The sequence below is a fragment of the Bradyrhizobium sp. USDA 4516 genome (assembly GCF_054055915.1).
Map to the genome: position 1 here is coordinate 3164104 of NZ_JBSRXT010000001.1, position 21212 is coordinate 3185315.

The following is a 21212-nucleotide window of genomic DNA, read 5'->3' on the forward strand; positions in this document are numbered from 1 at the left end:
GATCAAGTCCGCCTCACTCCAGCATCTTCCTGAGCTCCGCCTTCGCGACCTTCTCCAGCGTCGAGCGCGGCATCTCCTCGACAAAGCGGATTTCGCGCGGCACCTTGAAGTCGGCGAGGCTTGCGCGACAAGCGGCCATGACGTTGTCGTGGAGGTCGACGGGCAGCTTGGCGACGCCAGCCTGCGGGATGATGAAGACGACCGGGACCTCGTCCAGCATCGGATGCTTCTTTGCCACCACGGCGGCTTCGCGTACGCCCGGCACCACCGCGATCACCTGTTCGATCTCGGAGGCCGCGACATTCTCGCCGCCGACCTTCAGCATGTCCTTGGAGCGGTCGCCGAACTTGATGTAGCCGCCCTCCAGCATCGTGACGCGGTCGCCGGTGATGAAGTAGCCGTGCTCGTCAAAACTCTCGCGCGTGGCCGTCTCGTTGTGTAGATATTCGGCGAACAGCGACAGGCCGGGAATGCCCTTGATCAGGAGATTGCCGGTCTCACCGACGCCGGTCGGCGCGCCGTCGTCATTGACGATGCGGATTTCGTATTCGGGGGCGGCGCGGCCGATCGACATCGGCGTGTTGGGCTGATCGACCTCGCCGATGATGCCGTGGGTGATGGTCTCGGTCATGCCCCACCAGCCGATGATCTTGATGCCGAACATCGCGAATGCCGGCGGCTCGTTCACGGCGGTGCCCCAGAGCCGGAATTTGTGCTTCTTCGGCACCTCGTGCTCCAGCAGCGCCTTCATGCAGAACGGGATCGTCGAGGTCCAGGTCGAGCCATGCTCGAGCGCCACCGGCCAGAAGCGGCTCGCCGAGAAGCGCGGCTGGATCACGCAGGTGCCCCCGACCCACAGGCTCGCCAGCATCGAATAGGCCAGCGCGTTGGTGTGAAACAGCGGCAGATAGGTCTGGTGCACGTCAAAGGCGTGCAGATCCTGATGCGCGGCGTTGATCTTGGCGCCCCACAGCGCGTTGGCGTGGGTCCACAGCACCGCCTTCGGCCGCGACGTGGTGCCGGAGGTATATTGCACGCTGCAGGGGGCGAGCGGATCGGTCGGGCGACGCGGCCGGTCGGCGCTGTCGGCAAACAGCGCGTCAAAACTGTCGCCGTGCGCGGGCGTTTGTGCCGGCGCTTGCCCGGCGTCGTGCGAGGTCACCGCGATCCAGCGCAGGCCCTTGCAGTTGGCTGATATCAGCTCGGCATAGGCCGGCTGGGTGATCGCGGCGACCGCGCCGCAATGGCCGGCAAAATATTCGATCTCGGCGGCGGCCGAGCGGGTGTTGGTGGTGACGGCGATGGCGCCGAGCTCGACGCAGGCGAACCACGACATGATCGCTTCGACGCAATTGTCGAGATGGATCAGGACATAGTCGCCCTGCCGGATGCCGCGCTTCGCAAGGCCCGCAGCCAGCGCGCCGACGCGCTCATGGAATTCGCCGTAGCTCCAGCGCCGTGCCGCCGTGTCGAACGGCGCCCAGATCAGGAATGGATGGTCGCGGCGCACTTCGGCGCGCATCCGCAGCAGCCAAGGCACGTCGAGCCCCGCAAACGGTCCCACGACGCCCGGCACTGCTTTTGAATTGCTCATATGTCCTCCCGCGCGGCCTTGCCGGCCGCCATTGATCTTGGTTGGAGCAGTTCTGCCATCGGCGTGCGCCGAGAGCAAATCGGGATTTGCAAAGCGGTTTTGCGCTGAAGCAATCTGTTCCGCCGCACGGAAGAGATCGATTTATTCGCGGCATCCGTCATCGGGCGCGCATTCGCACGCCGCGCCGGTTCGCAAGGACGAACGAAAGCTACGTCGCGTTCTTCTCGTACGACGAGATCTCGATCAGGCTGCCGTCGGGGTCGCGGCAATAAACCGAGCGCAGCGTGCCGCGCGCGCCCTGCTTGGCCACCGGGCCTTCCTCGATTCTGACGCCATTGGCCTTCAGATGTGCGACCACTTCCTCGGGTGTGCTCGAAGTGAGGAAGCAGAGATCGTCGCTGCCGGCCGCCTCGTGATCGGCGGTGAACCAGTCCACCTTGTCGGCATCGCGCGGCCGCACATTGATCTTCTGGTTGCCGAACACCAGCGAGGTGCGCGGTGTCTTGCCCTTGCCCGGGTCGAACACCTTCACCTCCATGCCGAGGATCCTGCTGTACCAGGCAACCGAGCGCACGACATCGGTGACGTTGATCACGAGATGGTCGAGCCCATTCACCTTGACGGACATGATCGATCCTCTTCGGTCCAGAGTGCTTTCGAGCGATGTGGTCGCCGGTTCTGGTGCGATCAGAGCCGAAGCTTAGTCTTTCGTCGCGGTCGGCGGCGCACGTGTCGCACTGGTCGCTTCAGGCATTGTTTGTTAAAACCGCGCCGCACGCAACGCAACAGAAACGGGCAGGGCGCCAAACCCTGCTGGATTGGGAGAAACTTCATGATTTCACGCCGTACCGCGCTGGGCCTGATCGGGTCGGGGATTTCGACATTCGCGATCGGCCGCGCCTCCGCTGCCGACTATCCGGCGCGGCCGGTGCGCTGGATCGTGGGTTATCCGCCGGGCGGCGCCACCGACATCATCGCGCGCCTGGTCGGGCAGCGGCTGTCGGAGAGGCTCGGGCAGCAATTCGTGATCGAGAACAAGCCGGGCGCCGGCAACAATATCGGCACCGAGGCGGCGATCAATGCCGAGCCGGACGGCTACACCGTGCTGCTGGTCAATCCGGCCAATTACATCAACGCCTCGCTTTACGCCAATCTGAAGTTCAACTTCGTGCGCGACGTCGCGCCGGTTGCTTCCTTCAATCGCGTGCCGAACGTGATGACCGTCAACAAGGACGTGCCGGCCAAGACCGTCGCCGAGTTCATCGAATATGTGAAGGCCAATCCCGGCAAGGTGAACATGGCCTCTTCCGGCAACGGCACCTCGGTGCATCTCTCCGGCGAGATGTTCATGGCGATGACCGGCTGCAAGATGCAGCACGTGCCGTATCGCGGCGCCGCGCCCGCGATCACCGACATGCTCGGCGGCCAGGTGCAGGTGATCTTCGACAACATGCCCTCGATCATCCAGCACATCCGCTCCGGCGCGCTGCGCGCGCTGGCTGTGACCTCAACGGAGCGATCCTCGCAACTGCCCGATGTTCCGTCGGTTGCCGAAACCGTAAAGGGCTACGAGGCGAGCGCGCTGTTCGGCATGGGCGCGCCGAAGAACATGCCGAAGGAAGTTATCGCCAGGCTCAACACCGAGATCAACGCCGTGCTCGCCGAACCCGACATGAAGAAGCGCCTGGTCGAGCTCGGCGGCGATCCGCTGATCCAGACGCCGGAAGCCTTCGGTAACGACATCAAGGCCGAAACCGACAAGTGGAAGAAGGTGGTCGAGTTCGCCGGCCTCAAGGTCGAGTAGGCCTCGCAAGAGGCACGATGCTGGATCGCGCGGGACAAACGTGGCCCGCGTGGTACAGCCGGTCCCTGGCCGAAGCCGGTTTCGTCGGCCTTGACGCGGAATAAAATGACCTTCAGGAACCTTATCAAAGATGCCGCACCTGGCTAACTGCGGCGTCCGAGGAGCCGGATCATGCGCGCATCGGGATTGGCAATGCTTGTTCTGGGAACGATGACGCTCGCAGGCGCGGCGAGTATCACGCCCGCTTCCGCCGATCCTTATGACTACCCATGGTGCGCGCAGGGCCCGAGCCTGGGTTATCCCGGCGAATGCGCTTACCGGACCTACCAGCAATGCCTCGCGAGCGTGTCCGGCCGCTATCTCTATTGCGGCGAGAATCCGCGCTTCCTGTTCAGCGAACCGCCGCCGCCACCACCGGGCCGCTATCAGCGTCGGCACCGGACCGTTTATCCCGACTAGCGTTGCGGCATCACCGCAAGGCAGTCTGTCGCCACTGTTCCTGACGTTCGTCCCTCGCGTCGGGTCCATGCTGACGTGATCGTGAAGCCGCGCACTTGACGTCACGCCGTTTGCGCCTATACTAAACCACATGGTTAAGTATCAGGATGAGACGCTGGACCGCACCTTTGCGGCGCTTTCCGATCCCACCCGTCGCGCGCTGCTGGCGCGGCTCGGCGACCAGGAAAGCCTGTCGGTGAGCGAGCTGGCGCAGCCATTCGCGATGTCGCTGCCGGCGATCATGAAGCATCTCGACGTGCTCACCGATGCGGGTCTCGTCGCGCGCGAAAAGACCGGCCGCACGGTGGCGTGCCGGCTCACCGCACGGCCGATGGAGCAGGCGATGAACTGGCTCAATCGCTATGCGCAATTCTGGTCCGACAATCTCGACCGCCTTGCAGCCTTTGTGGAGGAAGAACCATGGCAAACCAATCCGCAGTCGCCGCCGACGCCGGCCTCGCCGCGCGCCCAAGCCTCACCCTCACGCGGCGCCTCCGCGCGCGGCCGGAAAAAGTCTACGCCGCGTGGACCGAGCCGGAAAATCTAGCGCAGTGGTTCGGACCGGGTGGGGTCAAGCCGGCCACGACGCGTGCGGAGCTCGATGTCCGCGTCGGCGGACGCTATCGCATCGGATTCATCGGCACCAACGGCGAATATCACGAGGTCGGCGGCGTCTATCGTGAGGTGGTGCCGAACGAGAAGCTGGTGTTCAGCTGGGCCTGGCATTCGACGCCCGAACGCGAATCCGAGGTAACGATATCGATCAAGCCCGATGCCGGCGGTACGTTGCTCACCTTCCATCACGCGCAGTTCGTCGATGAGACCGCCCGCGACAACCACCAGCGCGGCTGGACCGCATTCCTCGGCAATCTGGAAAGCTTCGTCGACGCCTGACCTGCAAAGGAGCATCCCATGCAACAGCACATGATCGTCTCGCGTGAAGAATGGATCGCAGCCCGCAAGGCGCTGATGGCCGGTGAGAAGGAACTGACCCAGGCCCGCGAAGCGCTCAGCCGGCAGCGCCGCGAACTGCCCTGGGTCAAGGTCGACAAGGACTATGTGTTCGACGGGCCGGGCGGCAAAATGACGCTCGGCGATCTCTTCAAGGGCAGGCCGCAACTCGTGGTGCAGCATGTGATGTTCGCGCCGGAGTGGGACGCGGCGTGCAAGAACTGCTCGTTCTGGGCCGACGGTTTCGAGCGCATGGTTCCGCATCTCGCCGCGCGCGACACCACGATGATCGCGATCTCGCGGGCGCCGCTCGTCAAGCTCGACGCATTCAAGGCGCGGATGGGCTGGACCTTCGACTGGGTCTCCTCGGGAGAGAGCGACTTCAACTACGATTACGGCGTGTCGTTCACGCAAGCGCAGATCGATGCGGGGAACGCGAAATACAATTATGGAACGACGCCGCTCTATGGTCCCGAACTGCCCGGCATCAGCGTGTTCTTCCGCGATGAGACAGGGAGCGTGTTCCACACTTACTCGACCTTCGCGCGCGGCCTCGACATGATGAATGCCGCCTATCACTATCTCGACCTGACGCCACTCGGCCGCCACGAGGAAGGATTGCCCTATCCGATGGATTGGGTGCGGCTACGTGACCAGTACCAACCGGCGCCGGTTCAGGCATCCTGCTGTCACAGCTGATCGTCATTGCGAGGGGCTCGCGACAAAATTGCAGGGCAATTTTGCGTGGAAGCGACGAAGCAATCCATCTTCAGCGTTTGGAGAGATGGATTGCTTCGCTGGCGCTCGCAATGAGAGGGAGCCCAAACAGCAGGAAACCGCCCAATGCCTTACGTCGATGGATTCATCGTCGCCGTGCCGAAGAAGAAACTCAAAGCCTATGCGCAACTCTCGAAGAAGGCCGGCAGGGTCTGGCGCGAGTATGGCGCACTGGATTATCGCGAATGGGTCGCCGACGACGTCAAGCCGGGCAAGCTGACCTCGTTTCCGCAGAGCGTGAAACTGAAGGCCGGCGAAACCGTCGTGTTCGCCTGGATCACCTACAAGTCGCGCGCCCAGCGCGACCGGATCAACGCCAAGGTGATGGCCGATCCGCGCCTAGCATCGATGAGCATGGGTGACGTGCCGTTCGACGGCAAGCGGATGATCTATGGCGGCTTCGCCAGCCTGGTGAAGGTCTGACGCGGCACGGTTTCGCCGCAATCCGCGCAGTAACCAGCTGTTAAACATCACGCTCGGCAAGCCGCGCGGTGCCGCTTGCGTTTACTTGGTGATCCCGTATACTTTGCAATACAAAGTTCGGGCGAATCATGCGTGACCTCGACAAGGCGTTGGCCGATATCCTCGCCATCCGCAGCCAGATTGCGGCCGGAACGGCGTTCCGCGGCTACGGTCCGGCGACCGTCGCCGCCACCAGCGGCATCGCGCTGGTCACGGCGCTTGCGCAATATCTCTGGCTCGCCGATCCCACCGCTCATCCGATCGCGTTCCTCGCAGGCTGGGCGGCGGCCGCGTTGGTCTCCGCCGTGCTGATCTGGATCGAGATGCAGGCGCGCTCGCGGCGGCATCATTCCGGCCTTGCGGACGCGATGGTCCAGCAGGCGATCGAGCAGTTCGTTCCCGCGGCGATCGCCGGCGTGCTGCTCGCGATCCTGCAATGGAAGTTCGCGCCCGAGACGTTGTGGATGCTGCCCGGCCTGTGGCAGGTGCTGGTCAGCCTCGGCGTGTTCGCCTCGGTCCGCCTGCTGCCGCGCACGATCGCGCTCGGCGGCGCCTGGTATTTCCTGTCGGGCTTCACGGTGCTCTTGATCGCAAGCCAGAGCCACGCGCTGTCGCCCTGGACCATGGGACTGCCATTCGCGATCGGCCAGTTGCTGCTCGCAGCGCTGCTCTATTTCGCTTCCGGAGGCCATGATGCCGAAGACTGACCTGACCGCCGCGCCGTTCGCCTATGACGGCCTCGACCGCGTCATCCACGAGAAGGCGCGGCTCGGCCTGCTGACCTCGCTGATGGCGCATCCGAAGGGGCTCGCCTTTGCCGATCTCAAGCAGCTCTGCGGCCTGACCGACGGCAACCTCAGCCGGCACCTCCAGGTGCTGCAGGAGGCCGGTCTCGTCGACGTCATCAAGGGCTATGAAGGCAATCGTCCGCACACCACCTGCCGCCTGACCAAGAGCGGTCGTCGCCGCTTCCTCGACTATCTCGCCGTGCTCGAGCAGCTGGTGCGTGACGCGGCCAAGGCCGCCGGCACGGCCGAGAGGGCCGCCGGCACGGCAGAAAAGGCCGCCGGCAAGGACGACCGCGCAGCTGGCCGCCTCGGTATCCAGCCGGTTTGAACCATCTCATTTTGTCCGGAGACTTTGTGATGCAAAGTAACGTCGCGCTCAAGCCGGAAGCCGCCTTCAGGCTCCATGTCGGCATCATCATGGATGGCAATGGCCGCTGGGCAACGCGGCGCGGCCTGTCACGGCTGCGCGGACACGAGGCCGGCGTCGAGGCGATCCGCCGCATCGTCGAGGCCGCGCCGGACCAGGGCGTCGGCACGCTGACGCTCTACGCCTTCTCGAGCGATAATTGGCGCCGTCCGAAGGCCGAGGTCGCGGCACTGATGGGGCTGCTGCGCTTCTATCTCGCCAACGAGATCGCTGCGCTGGTGCGCAACGGCGTTCGCCTCACCGTGATCGGCCGCCGCGACCGGCTGCCCGACGGCATCGCCGCCGCGATCACGCGCGCCGAGGCCGAGACCGCCGGCGGCACCACGCTGCATCTGCGCATCGCGATCGATTATTCGGCGCGCGACGCCATCCTGAACGCCGCCGCGCGCGCGGCCGGCGCCGGCGAGCTCAGCCGCGAGACGTTCTCCGATCTCATTACCGGCGAGGCCGGGCTGCGCGACGTCGACCTGATCATCCGCACCTCGGGCGAGAAGCGGCTGTCGGACTTTCTGCTCTGGGAGGGCGCTTATGCCGAGCTGCATTTCACCGAGCGGATGTGGCCCGAATTCGATGCCGACGATCTCGCCGACGCACTCGGCTCCTTCCATCGCCGCGAGCGCCGCTTCGGCGGACTGACCGCGATCGCGCCGGCGGAGGTGCCGAACCTCTAACGCGTCAAGCCGCGCCAACTGCTCTATTCCTAAAGCCCGGCCGGGGGGTTGGGCTCTCTCTCACAAGATGCGGGGACGAACGATCACGCCAACCAAAGCGGGAGCGATCATCCATGCGCATTCTTCTCATCAACGTGCCGCATCCGGCGATCGGCAGCCGGATCCCCGACGACCATCTGCCGCCACTCGGCCTGCTGTCGATCGGCGGGCCGCTGATCGATGACGGCCACGACGTTGGTCTTATCGATGCTGAGTTCGGGCCGATGCCGGTCCAAGCCATCGTGGCGGAGGCATCGAGATTTGCACCGGATGCGGTGCTGTTCGGCCATTCCGGCTCGACGTCGGGCCATCCTGTCATCGCCGAGGTGGCGCAGGCGATCGTCAAGGCCGTGCCCGGTGTGCGGATCGTCTATGGCGGCGTGTTTCCGACCTATCACTGGCGCGACATCCTGCGCGAGGAGCGCTACATCACCGCGATCGTGCGCGGCGAGGGCGAAGAGACGGCGCGGCGTCTGATGCGAGCGCTGGAGGCCGGCGAGGATCTCCGTATCATCAACGGCATCGCATTCCGTGACGATTACGGGCCGCGCGTGACGCCGCCTGCGCCTGTCATCCGTGACCTCGATGCCTATCGCGTCGGCTGGGAATTGATCGATCACGCGCGCTACAGCTATTGGGGCGGGCTGCGTGCCGTCGTCGTGCAATTCTCGCGCGGTTGTCCGCATCTCTGCAATTACTGCGGCCAGCGCGGCTTCTGGACGCGGTGGCGGCGCCGCGATCCCGTGCGCTTTGCGAAGGAGCTGGCGCGGCTCCATCGCGAGCACGGCGTCAAGGTGATCAATTTCGCCGACGAGAATCCGACCGTCTCGAAGAAGGCGTGGCGGGCCTTTCTCGAGGCCCTGATCGCGGAGGATGTCGATCTGATCCTGGTCGGCTCGACCCGCGCCGACGACATCGTGCGCGACGCCGATATCCTGCATCTCTACAGGAAGGCGGGCTGGCAGCGCTTCCTGCTCGGCATGGAGAACACCGACGAGAAGACGCTGGAGCTGATCCGCAAGGGCGCGACCACCACGATCGATCGCGAAGCCATCCGTTTGATGCGCCAGCACGGCATCCTGTCGATGGCGACGTGGGTGGTCGGCTTCGAGGAGGAGACCGATCGCGATCATTGGCGTGGTCTCAGGCAGCTGTTGTCCTATGATCCCGACCAGATCCAGATGCTCTACGTCACGCCGCATCGCTGGACGCCGTATTTCCGTCTCGCGGCGGAGCGGCGCGTCATCCAGACCGATCGCAGGCTCTGGGACTACAAGCATCAGGTGCTGGCGACCCGGCACATGCCGCCATGGCGCGTGCTGCTCTGGTTCAAGTTCACCGAGATGGTGCTGCAGTGCCGCCCGAAGGCGCTGCTCCGCGTGCTGCTCCACCGCGACGCCGGACTTCGTCACGCGATGCGCTGGTACACGCAGATGGGCCGCCGGGTCTGGCCGCACGAAATCCTCGGCTTCCTGCGCGACAAGAGGCTGAAGAACGGGCCCACCGTGCAGGAATTTTGGGGCGCGCCGCAGGATATGGAGGAGGAATCGATGTCGTCGCACCGGCCCGAGCGCCGCGTCGGCACATCACGCGCGGCGTAAGTCGATACCGTCTTGTCGGGTTCTGGATATCTGGCGCTGATGACTGGACGCCTCAGTCATCAGCGCGATAATTTCCAGGTCGGCTGCGCAGAACAAAAAGAACCGTGGCGGTCGAGGCGTCGAGTTGAGCATACAGGTTGCGATCTTAAAAATATTGGCCAGTCACGTCCGCGGCAAAGCCACAATCAATTCACTTAAGCACGATCTCGCCGTGCTCTCATCGAGCGGCGACGATTGGCATGCGCGGATCAAACGTCTGGCGTCGCGGGTCCCCGAACTCGACATCTTTAGCCATGGCTATGTGCTCCGTGACGTCGAAGGCTGGGAGATCACATCGGCCGGTCGCGAGTTCCTGCGTGCACTGGAAGCGGTCACGCAAGACAATCTGCCGTCCGCGCCATCGGCCGATACCGTAATCCGCGCCGAGGGCAGGCTGATCGTGGTCGGTCACCGCTTCAAGAATCGGGTGCGGGCACCGAGTGATCCCGAACAGAGCACATTGGCGCGCCGCCGGCCGATCCGCGAGCCGCATTGAACCTCACTGCGCTGCCCGCGACCTACCTTCGGGACGTGGCTCCGGAGGTCGCAAATGACTGCTTTGGCTCAATCGATCGCACGCGCGTTTCTGGCCAATTCGCTTCGGAGCAGCATCGCCCGGCATCTCCTGCTGCTTGCCTCCGCGGTCCTGTTCGTCGTGGCGCTCAGGGCAAGCTACGGCCTCGATCTCAGCGCCGGTCTCTTCTAGCCGCGCGACAAATTATCCGGCCTCAAGTCATATCGGGTCAACCGGACCGAGGTAGCCGGGCGCACGCTTTCCTTGCATCTCTAACCCGGGCCGGTCTTCCATGGATAAGCCGATGCGCTGCCAGTGCGGCAGGACGCGAACCATTGTGCTCGACAAGCATTTCCGCACCGCGCTGGTATGCCCGAAATGTGATGAGGTTTAACTGACCGGGCCGGCGAGGCCGGAGGAACGGGTGTTGACCGCACGCTAAAGCGCGGTCGTGTTCGGCGCCGAAACCCGCTAGGTTCCGTCTGACGAAACGGACCAAAGCGAAACCCGATGCCGCAGCCTGCCCATACCGCCGCCATCACCCTTGCCGACATACGCCGTGCCGCGGATCTGATCCGGGATGCGGTCATGGTCACGGCCTGCAACGAGAGCCGCACGCTGGGCGAGATCTGCGGCTGCCGCCTGTTCCTCAAATTCGAGAACCTGCAGTTCACCGCGACGTTCAAGGAGCGCGGCGCGCTGAATCGCCTGCAGGCGCTGTCGCCAGAGGAGCGCAAGCGCGGCGTGATCGCGATCTCTGCCGGCAATCACGCCCAGGGCGTGGCCTATCACGCCAAGCGGCTCGGCATCCCCGCCACCATCGTGATGCCGATCGGGACGCCGATGGTGAAGATCGAGAACACCAGGCGGCACGGCGCCGAGGTCATCATCACCGGGCAGACGCTGGAAGAATGCTTCGCGTTCGTTGGCTCGCATGCTGCGCAGAAGGGCCTGATCCTGATCCATCCCTATGACGATCCGCTGATCATTGCAGGGCAAGGCACGATCGGACTTGAAATGCTCGCGACGGTGCCGGAGCTCGATATCCTGGTGGTGCCGATCGGCGGCGGCGGGCTGATCTCGGGCATCGCCACCGCCGCGAAGGCGCTGAAGCCGTCGATCCAGGTCGTCGGCGTGCAGGCCCAGCTCTATCCGTCAATGTACAATGCGGTCAAAGGCGAGCAGCTGCCGATGCGCGGCGACACCCTCGCCGAGGGCATTGCGGTCAAGGCGCCCGGGCAGATCACCACGAAAATCGTGCGCGAGCTCGTTGACGACATCATCCTGGTCAGCGAGGACCAGATCGAGCGCGCGGTCGCGACCCTGATCTCGATCGAAAAGACGGTGGTCGAAGGCGCCGGCGCCGCCGGTCTCGCGGCGGTGCTCGCAGCTCCGGAGCGCTTTGCGGGCAGCTCAGTCGGCCTGGTGCTGACCGGCGGCAATATCGACACCAGGCTGATTGCCTCGGTCCTGACCCGCGAGCTCGCGCGCGAGGGACGACTGACGCAACTGGCGCTCGACATCGTCGACCGGCCCGGACAGCTCGCGGCGGTGTCGATCCTGCTTGCCGATGCCGGCGCCAACATCATCGAGGTCTCGCATCAGCGCACCTTCTCCGATCTTCCGGCGAAGGCGACGCTGCTCGAGCTCGTGATCGAAACCCGCGACCGCGCCCATCTGGAGGAGGTGCTGGCAAGGCTCAGCGCCGAAGGATTCGCGGTGCGGGAGAGTTAGCTGTCAGACTGCTTGACCGTCATCCTGAGGCGCGAGCGGAGCGAGCCTCGAAGGATGAATCGGCCACCAGCCGGGCCGTGCATCCTTCGAGACGCGCGCAAGTGCGCGCTCCTCAGGATGACGGATTTCAATGGGCGAACTAACCCTCGTTGTCCCCCGCCGCCAGCTCGGCGAGCTTCGCGATGGTGTTGATGTTGCGCGCGGTGCCCTTGGCGGCGGCGGGGATCTTCAGCTTCGAGCGGCCCATGCCGCTGCCATAGGCGACATAGATCTCGCGCTTGCCGAGCCGCACCTCTTCGTCCTGCTGGCCCTTGATGTCCTTCAAGGCGTCCTTGGGCGGCGGCTCGTCGAGGAAGATCGCGACAGTATAGTTCGGCGGCGCTTTCGGAAACGGATTGGCCTTCAGCACCGCGGCGATCTCGTCCGCGCTGCGGACGGCGACGCCGACCGGCTTGCCGGCATAGGCCTGCAGCCGCCGCTCCAGCGTGGCCTTGACCTTGGCCGCGCCGAGCTTCGAGGAGAACACGACATTGCCGCTGGCGATATAGGTCTGCGCGTCGGCAAATCCCTCGTCGACGCACATTGCCTTCAACTCGGTCATCGGTAGCTTGCCGGTGCCGCCGACATTGACCGCGCGCAGCAGGGCGACGTAACGCGGCATCGACTAGCCGTCGGTTTTCTTCTTCGCGGGCTTCTTGGCCGGCGGCGGCTCTTCCATCGCCTTCTTCATGGCGCGCGCATAGGCGTCGGCGGCGTTCTCGGCCGAATTCTGCAACCGCTTGGCGGTTGCGGTTGCGTTCAGAATCGTGCTCTTGGCCAGGAAGCGGAAGCGCGCCTTGGTCTCCTTGTCCTTGGCCTTGGCGGCGCGAGAGACCCAGGCGGCCTGGCGTTTCTTGGCAGCCGCCATCACGGCCTTGGTCTGCGCTTTTGCGGTTTGCCGGATGACGGCGTCGAGGTCGGCTTCGGCCATTCAGTTGCACTCATTGACTGGACATGCGCCGGGCGGGCGCACGGAGGGAGGGACGCTACCCCTAGCGTAACCGGCACCGTTTGAACATGCGATCGTTTTGCGAATTCCCGGAGGATCGCATCGACCCCTGTACCGAGGCTTGCGCGGCGTGCGCTAGTCTCCTGACGACCCCGGCGGCACCTTCGCGCCGGCGAGCAGTCTGGCCAGCTCCACCTGCCGGCCCAGTCCGGTCTTGGCCAGCACCGCCTTGAGCTGGTTGCGCACCGTTTCGCGGGAGATGCCGAAAGCGCCGGCGATTGCCTCGACGGTGCGTCCTTCGCCAATGCCGCGCGCCACGCGCGCCTCCGCCGGTGTCAGGTCGAACAGGCCCTGCAGCACTTCCGCGGTCGGCACCTCGGCCGGCACCACCGGCGTCACGATCACGATCGCCGCCGCGCGGTCGAACAGGTCACGCGCCGCGCCATGGATCGGGACCAGATGCACGATCAGCGGCGGCCGATCCTCCTGCGCCGCGATCGGCACCGAGCGCACCTCCACGCTGATCAGTCCCTGATCAAGCGCGGCTAGCGCCTGTGCGAACAGCGCATCGGCAGTGGTCGCCGCCAGCGTCAGGCGCTCGCCGCGATCCTGCATCACGTCGGGCACCAGGCGGTCGAACAGCGTGTTGGCTGCCATCAGGCGGCCGCCGCGCCGCAGCACTGCCGCGGGCAGGCCGAGCATCGCCAGCGATTCGGTCGCCGCCCTGGCGCGCTCCATCCCGAGCCGTGCCGACAGCAGCGCGGCACGCGCCAGATGCGGCCGCAGCGCGTCGAGCTGCTCGATCGCTTCGCGCTCGATCGGTCCGTGCTGGTATTCACGCTCGACGCTGTAGATCAGCACGTCGCCGCTCGGCACCGGGATCGCAGTACCGGCGCCCCATCCGAGCCCGCGCGGGCGGAAGAATTCGCGGATCTGGAAGTCCTGCTGCACCTCCTCGGGCGTATCGAACACGTCGATGTCGCGCAGGAAGCCGGCATGGTTGGCCGCGAGCAGGCGCGGCAATCGCCCGTTGCGCTCGTGCCAGCCGCCCTCGACATAGGCCACCGTGTCGTCGTGCATGTCGGGCGACGCGACCCAGCGGACGTCGTGTGGGGCCGCCGTCAGCAGCACGATACCGCGCGCACGCGCGATTGCACCGACCTGATGCAGGACATTCGGCCACAATTCGGGGACGACCGCGGCCTCATAGGCCAGTTCAATCAGATGCTCGTGCAGGTCGTTCGCCATCGGTCATCCCAAAAACCGTTGTTGCCCAATAGATAAACCCATCGACCCCGGAAATATTGCGTAGAGTAATTCGGCCCAACCCACGAGTCCGGGTTATTCCGGTGCGCGTTCACGCGCATCAGGAGGGAATTCCGACGTTTTCGCCGCCTCTTCTTCGCGATTTTCGCGCGGCGGCCGGGGTCTCGCTCGCTCGGCTGCGATCCGGCGCGCGGCCGCCGGCGCACGGACGACGAAGGCGAAGCTCGATGCCAGGTCGGCGGGGCGGCCCCATGACTTGATAGAGACTTGATGAAGACTCGATAATCAGGGCCTGACGATCATCGCCGCGCGCGGCAAAATCGAAGCTACGTGACAGATGGAAACATTCCGAAGCATCCCGAAACCGGATTGGCATGACTGGCGCTGCGCCAAGCCCGCCGGCGTCACACATTTGCAACGTTGCACGCGATCGTTCGAGCATGAACATCCTTTAATTTGTATCCGCGCAATCCGTGGCGCCAGCTAGGGCATGATCCGGAAAAGTGCGAAGCGGTTTTTCGAAAAGGATCATGCCTAACGGGCGGCCTAAGGCGCGATGACGATTCAAACCGGGTCTGATCGCGCTTTGAGCGGCCACCTCTGACATTCATGCGAGCCATCGTCGGCTCGGGGAGGGCCGATGATCAGCCGCAGGGCGCTTTCCGGATTGTTGATGACGCTGGTCGGCCCCTCGTCGCGGGCCGGCAGCGACAGGCTGGCGCTGGGCCATTGCCAGGGATCATGCGCGAATGTCGACTTGCCGACCCTTGGCTACGATCAGTTCTGCCGGTCGTTGTTCGATATCGCGGCAAGCGGCAGGCTGCATGCGGTCGCAACCGGTTCGGAGATTCGCGGAGAGATGCGATCTCTGTTCCGGGCGCGGCGGCTTTATCGGCCGTCGCGTGACGAGATCCGGGTGCTCTGGCGCGCGCCGGCGGATGGCTTCTCGGTCGTGAAGGTCGAGTTCGATCTGGAATGCGGCGTGCCGGTGCGCGGATGTCTTGGAATTCCCGACGGAGAATTCAAGGGGTTGATCCTGCTCGGCCACGGCATGGCGAGCACGCCGGAGCGCTGCTTCGACGATGCCGACAAGGACTACATGAACGCGCTCGGCAAACGGCTATGTCGGGACGGTTACGTCGTCTGGTGTCCTTACATCGTCCAGATCGGAAATCAGGAGAGCCAGAACAACATCGCCGCGATGCTGGCATCTCACGGCATCTCCGCCCACAACGTGTCATGCGCATCGCTCGACGCCGGCGAAATCGTTTGCAGGAAGCTCACCGGCGTGTCGGGTTTGAATGTCGGCGTCTACGGGGTGTCCTGGGGCGCCTTTCTCGCGCTGCATCTGGAAGCCGCGACGGGGCAGATGCGGCCGACTGTCGTGTCCGGATATATGCGCGACGAGAAGAAGTTCCTGATGTCATCCGTGATCACCAGGAATCTCGGCGTCGAACTCGCGGCTTACATTCATTTCAGCAACGGCCGCGCCAAGTACGCCGGCGCGGAGCTGGCGTACTTGCTCTGCCCGTGCCCGCTGTTCGTCGAGATCGGGAGCCGTGACGGTGCAAACGCGCTGGAACTTGGGCGGGATGAAAAGTTTTCTCAAATGCAGTCGGTCTACGCATCGTCAGGCCATCCGCATTTGATCGACATGGACATCTTCGACGGTGTGCACGAGGTCAGCGGCAAGCGCGCGCGGCCGTGGCTATCCGAACGTCTGGCGTCGCCAGCCTATCAAGACACCTCTCGCTTGAAGAACGCCATCGCGTTGTGAGCGCAGCCTGACCTCGAGGGTACCGAGAGTGCGCTCGTGTGGGATCACATTGACGGGAGCTTTCGGCGACGGCGGCATGCACTGAGCCGGTCCGCGCGGCCGCAATGGCTGTGTCATGGTGGCGTCGCAGCGCTTCACAAAGCTGGCTGTCGTCGGGATCGGCGCAACGATCGCGATCAGCTTACAGCATTGTCGGATTGGCCGCGTTATGATCTGCTGCAACGCACTGCCCATCCTGACCTTCGGGTCTGAGGGAACTCGACGTCATATCCGTCTCGTAGCGTCTGTTGGTAGCCGAAGGGTTGGACTGCATGAGTGGTACGGAACGCATGCTCGGTGGCTTGGCAGGGTTTCTCGTATCGGCGGGACTAATGGCGGCGGGAGTATCGGCGGCCCATGCCCAGGCGGGGCCGCCCGGGCCTCCTGCCGTGGGCGTGTTCGAGGCGGTGAAGCGGCCGACCACCGAAACCAATGAATTTCTCGGACGCATCGAAGCCCCCAACCGCGTCAACGTGGTGGCGCGTGTGACCGCGTTCCTGGACAAGCGGAACTTTGTCGAGGGCTCCGAGGTCAAGGCCGGTGATCTCTTGTATCAACTCGAGCGCGGACCGTTCGAGGCCGATCTCGCATCGAAGAAGGCACAGGTCGCCCAATTGCAGGCGACGCTGGTCAACGCCAAGCTGACCACCGATCGCGCCAAGGCCCTGATGGGCGGCCCGGCCGGCCAGCAATCCAATGTTGATGCGGCGGTCGCCAACCAGCAGAGCCTCGAGGCACAGGTGCAGGCCGCGCAGGCGCAGGTCGACCTGTCCCAGATCAATCTCGACTACACCATGATCCACTCGCCGATCGACGGCAGGATCGGACGCACCGCGGTCACCGAGGGCAACGTCGTGACGCCGAGCTCGGGAACCCTGACGACCATCGTCAGCCAGGACCCGATGTATGTCACCTTTCCCGTGCCGGTGCGCGAGGCGCTCGATCTGCGCGACCGTTATGCGACGCGCGGCGGCTTCAAGGCCGTCGTCATCCGCCTGCGGTTGCCGGACGGCCGGCTCTTCGACAAGACCGGCGAGCTGAATTTCGTCAACAACACGATCGCGCAGAACACCGATACCATCTCCCTGCGCGGCACCATCCCCAATCCGCCGACATATACCTCCGTCGCGGCCGGCGGCTCGCTCCGCGAACTCACCGACAATGAGTTCGTGACCGTTCTCCTCGAAGGCGTGCAGCCGGTCGAGGTGCTCGCGATCCCGCGTTCGGCGGTGCTGTCGGACCAGCAAGGCGAATATGTCTATGTCGTCGGCGCGGACAACAAGGCCGAGCAAAGGCGGATCCAGCTTGGGCAATCGACCGCAACGATTGCGGCGGTGACGGGTGGCATCTCGCTCGGCGACAAGGTCGTCGTCGAGGGGTTGCAGAAGGTCAAGCCGGGCGAGGTGGTGGCGCCGGGGCCCGTCAGCGCGCTGATCCAGTCGAGCATGAAGGTTTCGGCGGATGGCGGCGCGAGCAGCGCGCCGAAATCGACGGGCAATAACCCATGATTTCTGCCGTCTTCGTCGATCGTCCGCGGCTTGCGATCGTCATCGCGTTCGTGATCACGATCGCGGGCGCGCTGGCGCTGATGCAGATTCCGGTCGCGCAGTTTCCGGACATCGTGCCGCCGCAGGTCACGGTCTCCGCCGTATTCCCCGGCGCATCGGCCGAAGTGGTCGAATCGAGCGTCGCCCAGCCGCTGGAAGCGCAGGTCGTGGGTGTCGACAAGATGCTCTACATGAAGTCGACCAGCGGCAATGACGGCAGCTACACGCTGACGGTCTCGTTTGCGCTCGGCACCGATCCCGATATCAACACCGTCAACGTCAACAACCGCGTGCAGAGCGCGCTCGCGCAATTGCCGACCGAGGTGCAGGCGCAGGGCCTGACCGTGCAGAAGAAATCCTCGGCGGTGCTGCAATTCATCGTGCTGTACAGCAAGAGCGGCGATCAGGATCCGCTGTTCATCACCAACTACGCCATCATCAACGTGCTGGACGCGATCTCGCGCACGCCTGGTGTCGGACAGGCCTCGCTGTTCGCGAAGCTGAACTACTCGATGCGGATCTGGTTCGACACCCAGCGCCTGACCAGCCTCAACCTGGCGCCGTCGGACGTGATCGCCGCGATCAGGGCGCAAAGTGTGCAGGCACCGGTCGGCCGCATCGGCGCGCGTCCGATCAGCAATGACCAGCAGTTCCAGTTCAATGTGCAGACGCAGGGCCGCCTGACGACATCCAAGCAGTTCGGCGACATCGTGCTGCGGGCCAATCCGGATGGCTCGGTGCTGCGGATCAGGGACGTTGCTCGTGTCGAGATCGGCGCGCAGAACATGGATTCGGAGTCGCGGATCGACGGCAATCCCGGCGTGCCGATGGGCATCTATCTCGCGCCCGGCGCCAATGCGGTGACCACGGCCAAGGCGGTGCAGGCCACGCTTGCGCGGCTGTCGGAGCGGTTTCCGCCGGGGCTGACCTATCTCGTGCAGTACGATTCCACCACATTCGTCTCCGATACGATCAAGGAGGTGATGAAGACGCTCGGCGAGGCCTTCGTGCTCGTCGTGATCGTGGTGTTCCTATTCCTCGGCAATCTGCGCGCCACGGTGATCCCCGCGGTCGCGGTTCCGGTCAGCCTGATCGGCGCCTTCGCGGTGCTGCTGGCGCTCGGCTATTCCGCCAATACGGTCTCGCTGCTGGCGATGGTGCTGGCGATCGGCATCGTGGTCGACGACGCCATCGTCGTGGTCGAGAACGTCGAGCGCGTCATGGAGGAGGAACCGGAGCTGTCGCCGGCCGACGCCACCAAGAAGGCGATGGCCCAGATCACGGCGCCGATCATCGCGATCTCGCTGGTGCTGCTCTCGGTGTTCGTGCCGATCGCGTTCATCCCGGGCATTTCCGGCACGCTGTTCCGCCAGTTCGCGGTGACGATCAGCGCCGCGATGGTGATCTCGGCGCTGAATGCGCTGACCTTGTCGCCGGCACTGTGCGCCGTGTTCCTGCGTCATGGCGGGCCGCGCCGCGGCATCATGGGACGGGTGCTCGGCAGCATCGACTGGGTACGTGACCGCTACGCCGGCGTGGTGCAACGGCTGGTTCGTGTGGCGGTGCTGTCACTGGTTGCGGTGCTGGTGTTTGCCGGCGCGGTGTTCGGCGTGTCGAAGATCACGCCGACCGGCTTCCTGCCTGAGGAGGATCAGGGCGCCTTCTTCATCGCGGTGCAATTGCCCGACGGCGCGTCGGTGGCACGCACCAGCGAGGTCACCAAGCAGGTCGAGGCACTCTTGAAGAAGAATCCGGCGATCGACCATGTGCTGTCGATCATCGGCTTCTCGCTACTCGACGGTGCCAGCGAGCCGAATTCGGCATTCATGGTGGCACGCATGAAGGCGTTCGCCGATCGCAAGGCCGTCACCGACTCGGTGCAGGCTGCGATCGGGCAGACCTTCGTTGGGGGATCGCAGATTCGCCAGGCTTCGGTGCTGCCGTTCAACCTGCCGCCGATCATCGGGCTTTCGACCTCCGGCGGTTTCGAATATCAGCTCGAGGCGCTGGAGGGGCAGGATCCGGCTTCGCTCAGCAGCGTGATGGGCGGGCTGATCGGTGCTGCGAACCGCAATCCAAATCTGGCCCGCGTGTTCTCGACCTTCACCGCGACCAACCCGTCGGTCTATCTCGACATCGATCGCGCCAAGGCGCAGGCGCTCGGCCTCAACATGGCCGACGTCTTCACCGCGCTGCAGGCCACGCTCGGCGGCATCTACGTCAACAATTTCAACCTGTTTGGCCGCACCTGGCAGGTCAATGTACAGGGCGACGCGGCCAACCGCCGCGACATCCCCGACATCTGGCAGATCTATGTGCGCAACAGCGGCGGCGAGATGGTGCCGATCCGTTCGATCGCAAGCCTGCGCATCGTGACCGGACCGCAGGTGATCACGCGCTACAACAATTATCGTTCGGTCACCGTGAACGGCAGCCCGGCGGCGGGCGTGTCCTCGGGCACCGCGATCGCGACGATGGCCGAGCTCTCCAAGTCGACGCTGCCTTCCGGCTATTCCTACGAGTGGACCGGCACGGCCTATCAGGAGCAGGCGGCCTCCGGCCAGACCGGCATCATTCTCGGCCTCGCGGTGCTGTTTGCCTATCTGTTCCTGGTCGCGCTGTATGAGAGCTGGACGATCCCGATTCCCGTGCTGCTATCGGTCACGGTCGGCGTGTTCGGTTCCTATCTTGCGATCAAGCTCGCGGGCCTCAACCTCGATCTCTACGGTCAGATCGGCCTCGTGGTGCTGATCGCGCTCGCCGCCAAGAACGGCATCCTGATCGTCGAGTTCGCCAAGGAGCAGCGCGAGGCCGGCAAGCCGATCGCGGAGGCCGCGACGATGGGCGCGCAAATGCGCTTCCGCGCCGTCATGATGACATCAATTGCCTTCATCCTCGGCCTGGTGCCGCTGGTGGTCGCGACCGGTGCCGCGGAAATCAGCCGCCGTGCGGTCGGCACCGCGGTGTTCGGCGGTATGCTCGCCGCAAGCTCGGTCGGCATCTTCCTGGTGCCGATGCTGTTCGTCACCTTCCAGGGCTGGCGCGAGGGTGTAAAGAACCGCTTCGGCAGACGGACCAAGGCGGAACAGCCTGCCTCGCATTAGATCCTGCCTAATCCCTTCGCGCATTAGGGAGGCGCGTGGGGCGGGTCTATGCTGCTGGCCTCATCGATGGAGTTCTGGATTGAGCGTTGCCTTCACCAAGGAAGAAAGTGCCGAGACCGCGTCCGAAACGCTGTTGCCGGACCGCCCCATTTCGCCGCATCCCAACCTGGTGACCGAAGCAGGACGCAAGGCGCTGGAGCGTGAGCTCCAGGCGGCACGCGAGGCCCTTGAGGCCGCGCAGCAGCTGGACGACGTCAACGAACGGCGGCGGCAGTCGGCGGTTCCGTTGCGCGACGCGCGCTATCTCACAGAGCGGCTCCGCACCGCGCAGGTCGTGCCTGACCCTGCTTCCACCGAAACTGTTGCCTTCGGCAGCACGGTGACTTTCAGCCGCGCCGACGGGCGGGTGCAGACCTATCGCATTGTCGGCGAGGACGAAGCCGACCCAAAGGCAGGCTCGATTTCCTTTGTCTCGCCGGTAGCGAGGTCGCTGATGGGCAAAGCCCTGGGCGACGTCGCAGGCTCGGGCGATCAGGAGCTGGAGATCGTCGCGATCGCTTAGAGAGTGATGGGATTAGATTGAATGGCGGTC

General features: G+C 64.6%; 21 protein-coding genes and 1 pseudogene. 17 read left to right on the top strand and 5 right to left on the bottom strand.

Annotated features, from left to right (window positions below):
* Window positions 1–13: 13 nt before the first annotated feature.
* Together ACVI1L_RS14570 and ACVI1L_RS14575 are read right to left on the bottom strand one after the other, a co-directional pair.
* Entirely contained in the window at window positions 14–1594 is a 1581-nt protein-coding gene (locus tag ACVI1L_RS14570) for an AMP-binding protein (protein ID WP_456783173.1), read from the bottom strand.
* Between the two features lie 208 nt (window positions 1595–1802).
* Window positions 1803–2222 carry a VOC family protein gene (locus ACVI1L_RS14575; protein WP_057015344.1) on the bottom strand — a complete coding sequence of 140 codons (420 nt, stop codon included), beginning with the start codon at window positions 2220–2222 and terminating at the stop codon, window positions 1803–1805.
* A gap of 204 nt (window positions 2223–2426) precedes the next feature.
* Here ACVI1L_RS14575 and ACVI1L_RS14580 point away from each other — a divergent pair, with 204 nt between their 5' ends.
* The 13 genes and pseudogenes from ACVI1L_RS14580 (at window position 2427) to ACVI1L_RS14640 (ending at window position 11899) form a co-directional block, all read left to right on the top strand.
* Window positions 2427–3398, top strand: coding sequence for a Bug family tripartite tricarboxylate transporter substrate binding protein (locus tag ACVI1L_RS14580; RefSeq protein WP_057015345.1), 972 nt, complete (start codon window positions 2427–2429; stop codon window positions 3396–3398).
* Window positions 3399–3569: 171 nt separating this feature from the next.
* Window positions 3570–3857 (top strand): DUF3551 domain-containing protein, encoded by a 288-nt coding sequence (locus ACVI1L_RS14585; protein ID WP_076824556.1) that lies wholly within the window; start codon window positions 3570–3572, stop codon window positions 3855–3857.
* A 130-nt stretch (window positions 3858–3987) separates the two neighbouring features.
* Window positions 3988–4443, top strand: a complete 456-nt coding sequence (locus ACVI1L_RS14590; RefSeq protein WP_225162100.1) for an ArsR/SmtB family transcription factor — start codon at window positions 3988–3990, stop codon at window positions 4441–4443.
* Window positions 4428–4790, top strand: a pseudogene (locus ACVI1L_RS14595) (SRPBCC family protein); the annotation flags it as partial. The gene ACVI1L_RS14590 and the pseudogene ACVI1L_RS14595, both read left to right, overlap by 16 nt.
* Before the next feature lie 18 nt (window positions 4791–4808).
* On the top strand, window positions 4809–5546 hold the full coding sequence (locus tag ACVI1L_RS14600; protein ID WP_057015348.1) for a DUF899 domain-containing protein: 738 nt from the start codon (window positions 4809–4811) through the stop codon (window positions 5544–5546).
* Between the two features lie 144 nt (window positions 5547–5690).
* Window positions 5691–6047, top strand: a complete 357-nt coding sequence (locus tag ACVI1L_RS14605) for a DUF1428 domain-containing protein (RefSeq protein WP_456783174.1) — start codon at window positions 5691–5693, stop codon at window positions 6045–6047.
* A 128-nt stretch (window positions 6048–6175) separates the two neighbouring features.
* Window positions 6176–6793 carry a hypothetical protein gene (locus ACVI1L_RS14610; RefSeq protein WP_057015349.1) on the top strand — a complete coding sequence of 206 codons (618 nt, stop codon included), beginning with the start codon at window positions 6176–6178 and terminating at the stop codon, window positions 6791–6793.
* The gene (locus ACVI1L_RS14615) at window positions 6780–7202 is read left to right on the top strand and encodes a transcriptional regulator (RefSeq protein ID WP_168856613.1); all 423 of its coding nucleotides are present in this window, start codon (window positions 6780–6782) and stop codon (window positions 7200–7202) included. Before ACVI1L_RS14610 ends, ACVI1L_RS14615 begins: the two co-directional genes overlap by 14 nt.
* 29 nt (window positions 7203–7231) lie before the next feature.
* The gene (locus ACVI1L_RS14620; protein ID WP_057015350.1) at window positions 7232–7972 is read left to right on the top strand and encodes a di-trans,poly-cis-decaprenylcistransferase; all 741 of its coding nucleotides are present in this window, start codon (window positions 7232–7234) and stop codon (window positions 7970–7972) included.
* A 113-nt stretch (window positions 7973–8085) separates the two neighbouring features.
* Window positions 8086–9612 (top strand): magnesium-protoporphyrin IX monomethyl ester anaerobic oxidative cyclase, encoded by a 1527-nt coding sequence (gene bchE, locus ACVI1L_RS14625; protein ID WP_456783175.1) that lies wholly within the window; start codon window positions 8086–8088, stop codon window positions 9610–9612.
* 211 nt (window positions 9613–9823) lie between these two features.
* The gene (locus tag ACVI1L_RS14630) at window positions 9824–10147 is read left to right on the top strand and encodes an aminoacyl-tRNA deacylase (RefSeq protein WP_225646649.1); all 324 of its coding nucleotides are present in this window, start codon (window positions 9824–9826) and stop codon (window positions 10145–10147) included.
* A gap of 54 nt (window positions 10148–10201) precedes the next feature.
* Complete coding sequence (locus ACVI1L_RS14635) at window positions 10202–10357, top strand: response regulator (protein ID WP_456783176.1); 156 nt, start codon at window positions 10202–10204, stop codon at window positions 10355–10357.
* 318 nt (window positions 10358–10675) lie between these two features.
* On the top strand, window positions 10676–11899 hold the full coding sequence (locus tag ACVI1L_RS14640) for a threonine ammonia-lyase (protein WP_456783177.1): 1224 nt from the start codon (window positions 10676–10678) through the stop codon (window positions 11897–11899).
* A gap of 139 nt (window positions 11900–12038) precedes the next feature.
* Here ACVI1L_RS14640 and ACVI1L_RS14645 read toward each other — a convergent pair whose 3' ends face one another.
* The 3 genes from ACVI1L_RS14645 to ACVI1L_RS14655 form a co-directional block, all read right to left on the bottom strand.
* A complete protein-coding gene (locus ACVI1L_RS14645; protein ID WP_316395139.1) occupies window positions 12039–12560 on the bottom strand; it encodes a DUF1697 domain-containing protein in 522 nt (173 codons plus the stop codon).
* A gap of 3 nt (window positions 12561–12563) precedes the next feature.
* Window positions 12564–12869 (bottom strand): hypothetical protein, encoded by a 306-nt coding sequence (locus ACVI1L_RS14650; RefSeq protein ID WP_316395140.1) that lies wholly within the window; start codon window positions 12867–12869, stop codon window positions 12564–12566.
* A gap of 153 nt (window positions 12870–13022) precedes the next feature.
* On the bottom strand, window positions 13023–14135 hold the full coding sequence (locus tag ACVI1L_RS14655; protein ID WP_092080909.1) for a helix-turn-helix transcriptional regulator: 1113 nt from the start codon (window positions 14133–14135) through the stop codon (window positions 13023–13025).
* A 658-nt stretch (window positions 14136–14793) separates the two neighbouring features.
* Between ACVI1L_RS14655 and ACVI1L_RS14660 the strand changes: the two genes are divergently transcribed.
* From ACVI1L_RS14660 to greA, 4 genes are all read left to right on the top strand, one after another.
* Window positions 14794–15930: a hypothetical protein gene (locus tag ACVI1L_RS14660; protein WP_076824570.1), complete on the top strand. Its 1137-nt coding sequence runs from the start codon at window positions 14794–14796 to the stop codon at window positions 15928–15930.
* A 311-nt stretch (window positions 15931–16241) separates the two neighbouring features.
* Window positions 16242–17477 carry an efflux RND transporter periplasmic adaptor subunit gene (locus ACVI1L_RS14665; RefSeq protein ID WP_456783178.1) on the top strand — a complete coding sequence of 412 codons (1236 nt, stop codon included), beginning with the start codon at window positions 16242–16244 and terminating at the stop codon, window positions 17475–17477.
* Entirely contained in the window at window positions 17474–20620 is a 3147-nt protein-coding gene (locus ACVI1L_RS14670) for an efflux RND transporter permease subunit (protein WP_456783179.1), read from the top strand. Before ACVI1L_RS14665 ends, ACVI1L_RS14670 begins: the two co-directional genes overlap by 4 nt.
* A gap of 79 nt (window positions 20621–20699) precedes the next feature.
* On the top strand, window positions 20700–21182 hold the full coding sequence (gene greA / locus ACVI1L_RS14675; protein ID WP_076824576.1) for a transcription elongation factor GreA: 483 nt from the start codon (window positions 20700–20702) through the stop codon (window positions 21180–21182).
* The last annotated feature ends 30 nt before the right edge of the window (window positions 21183–21212 follow it).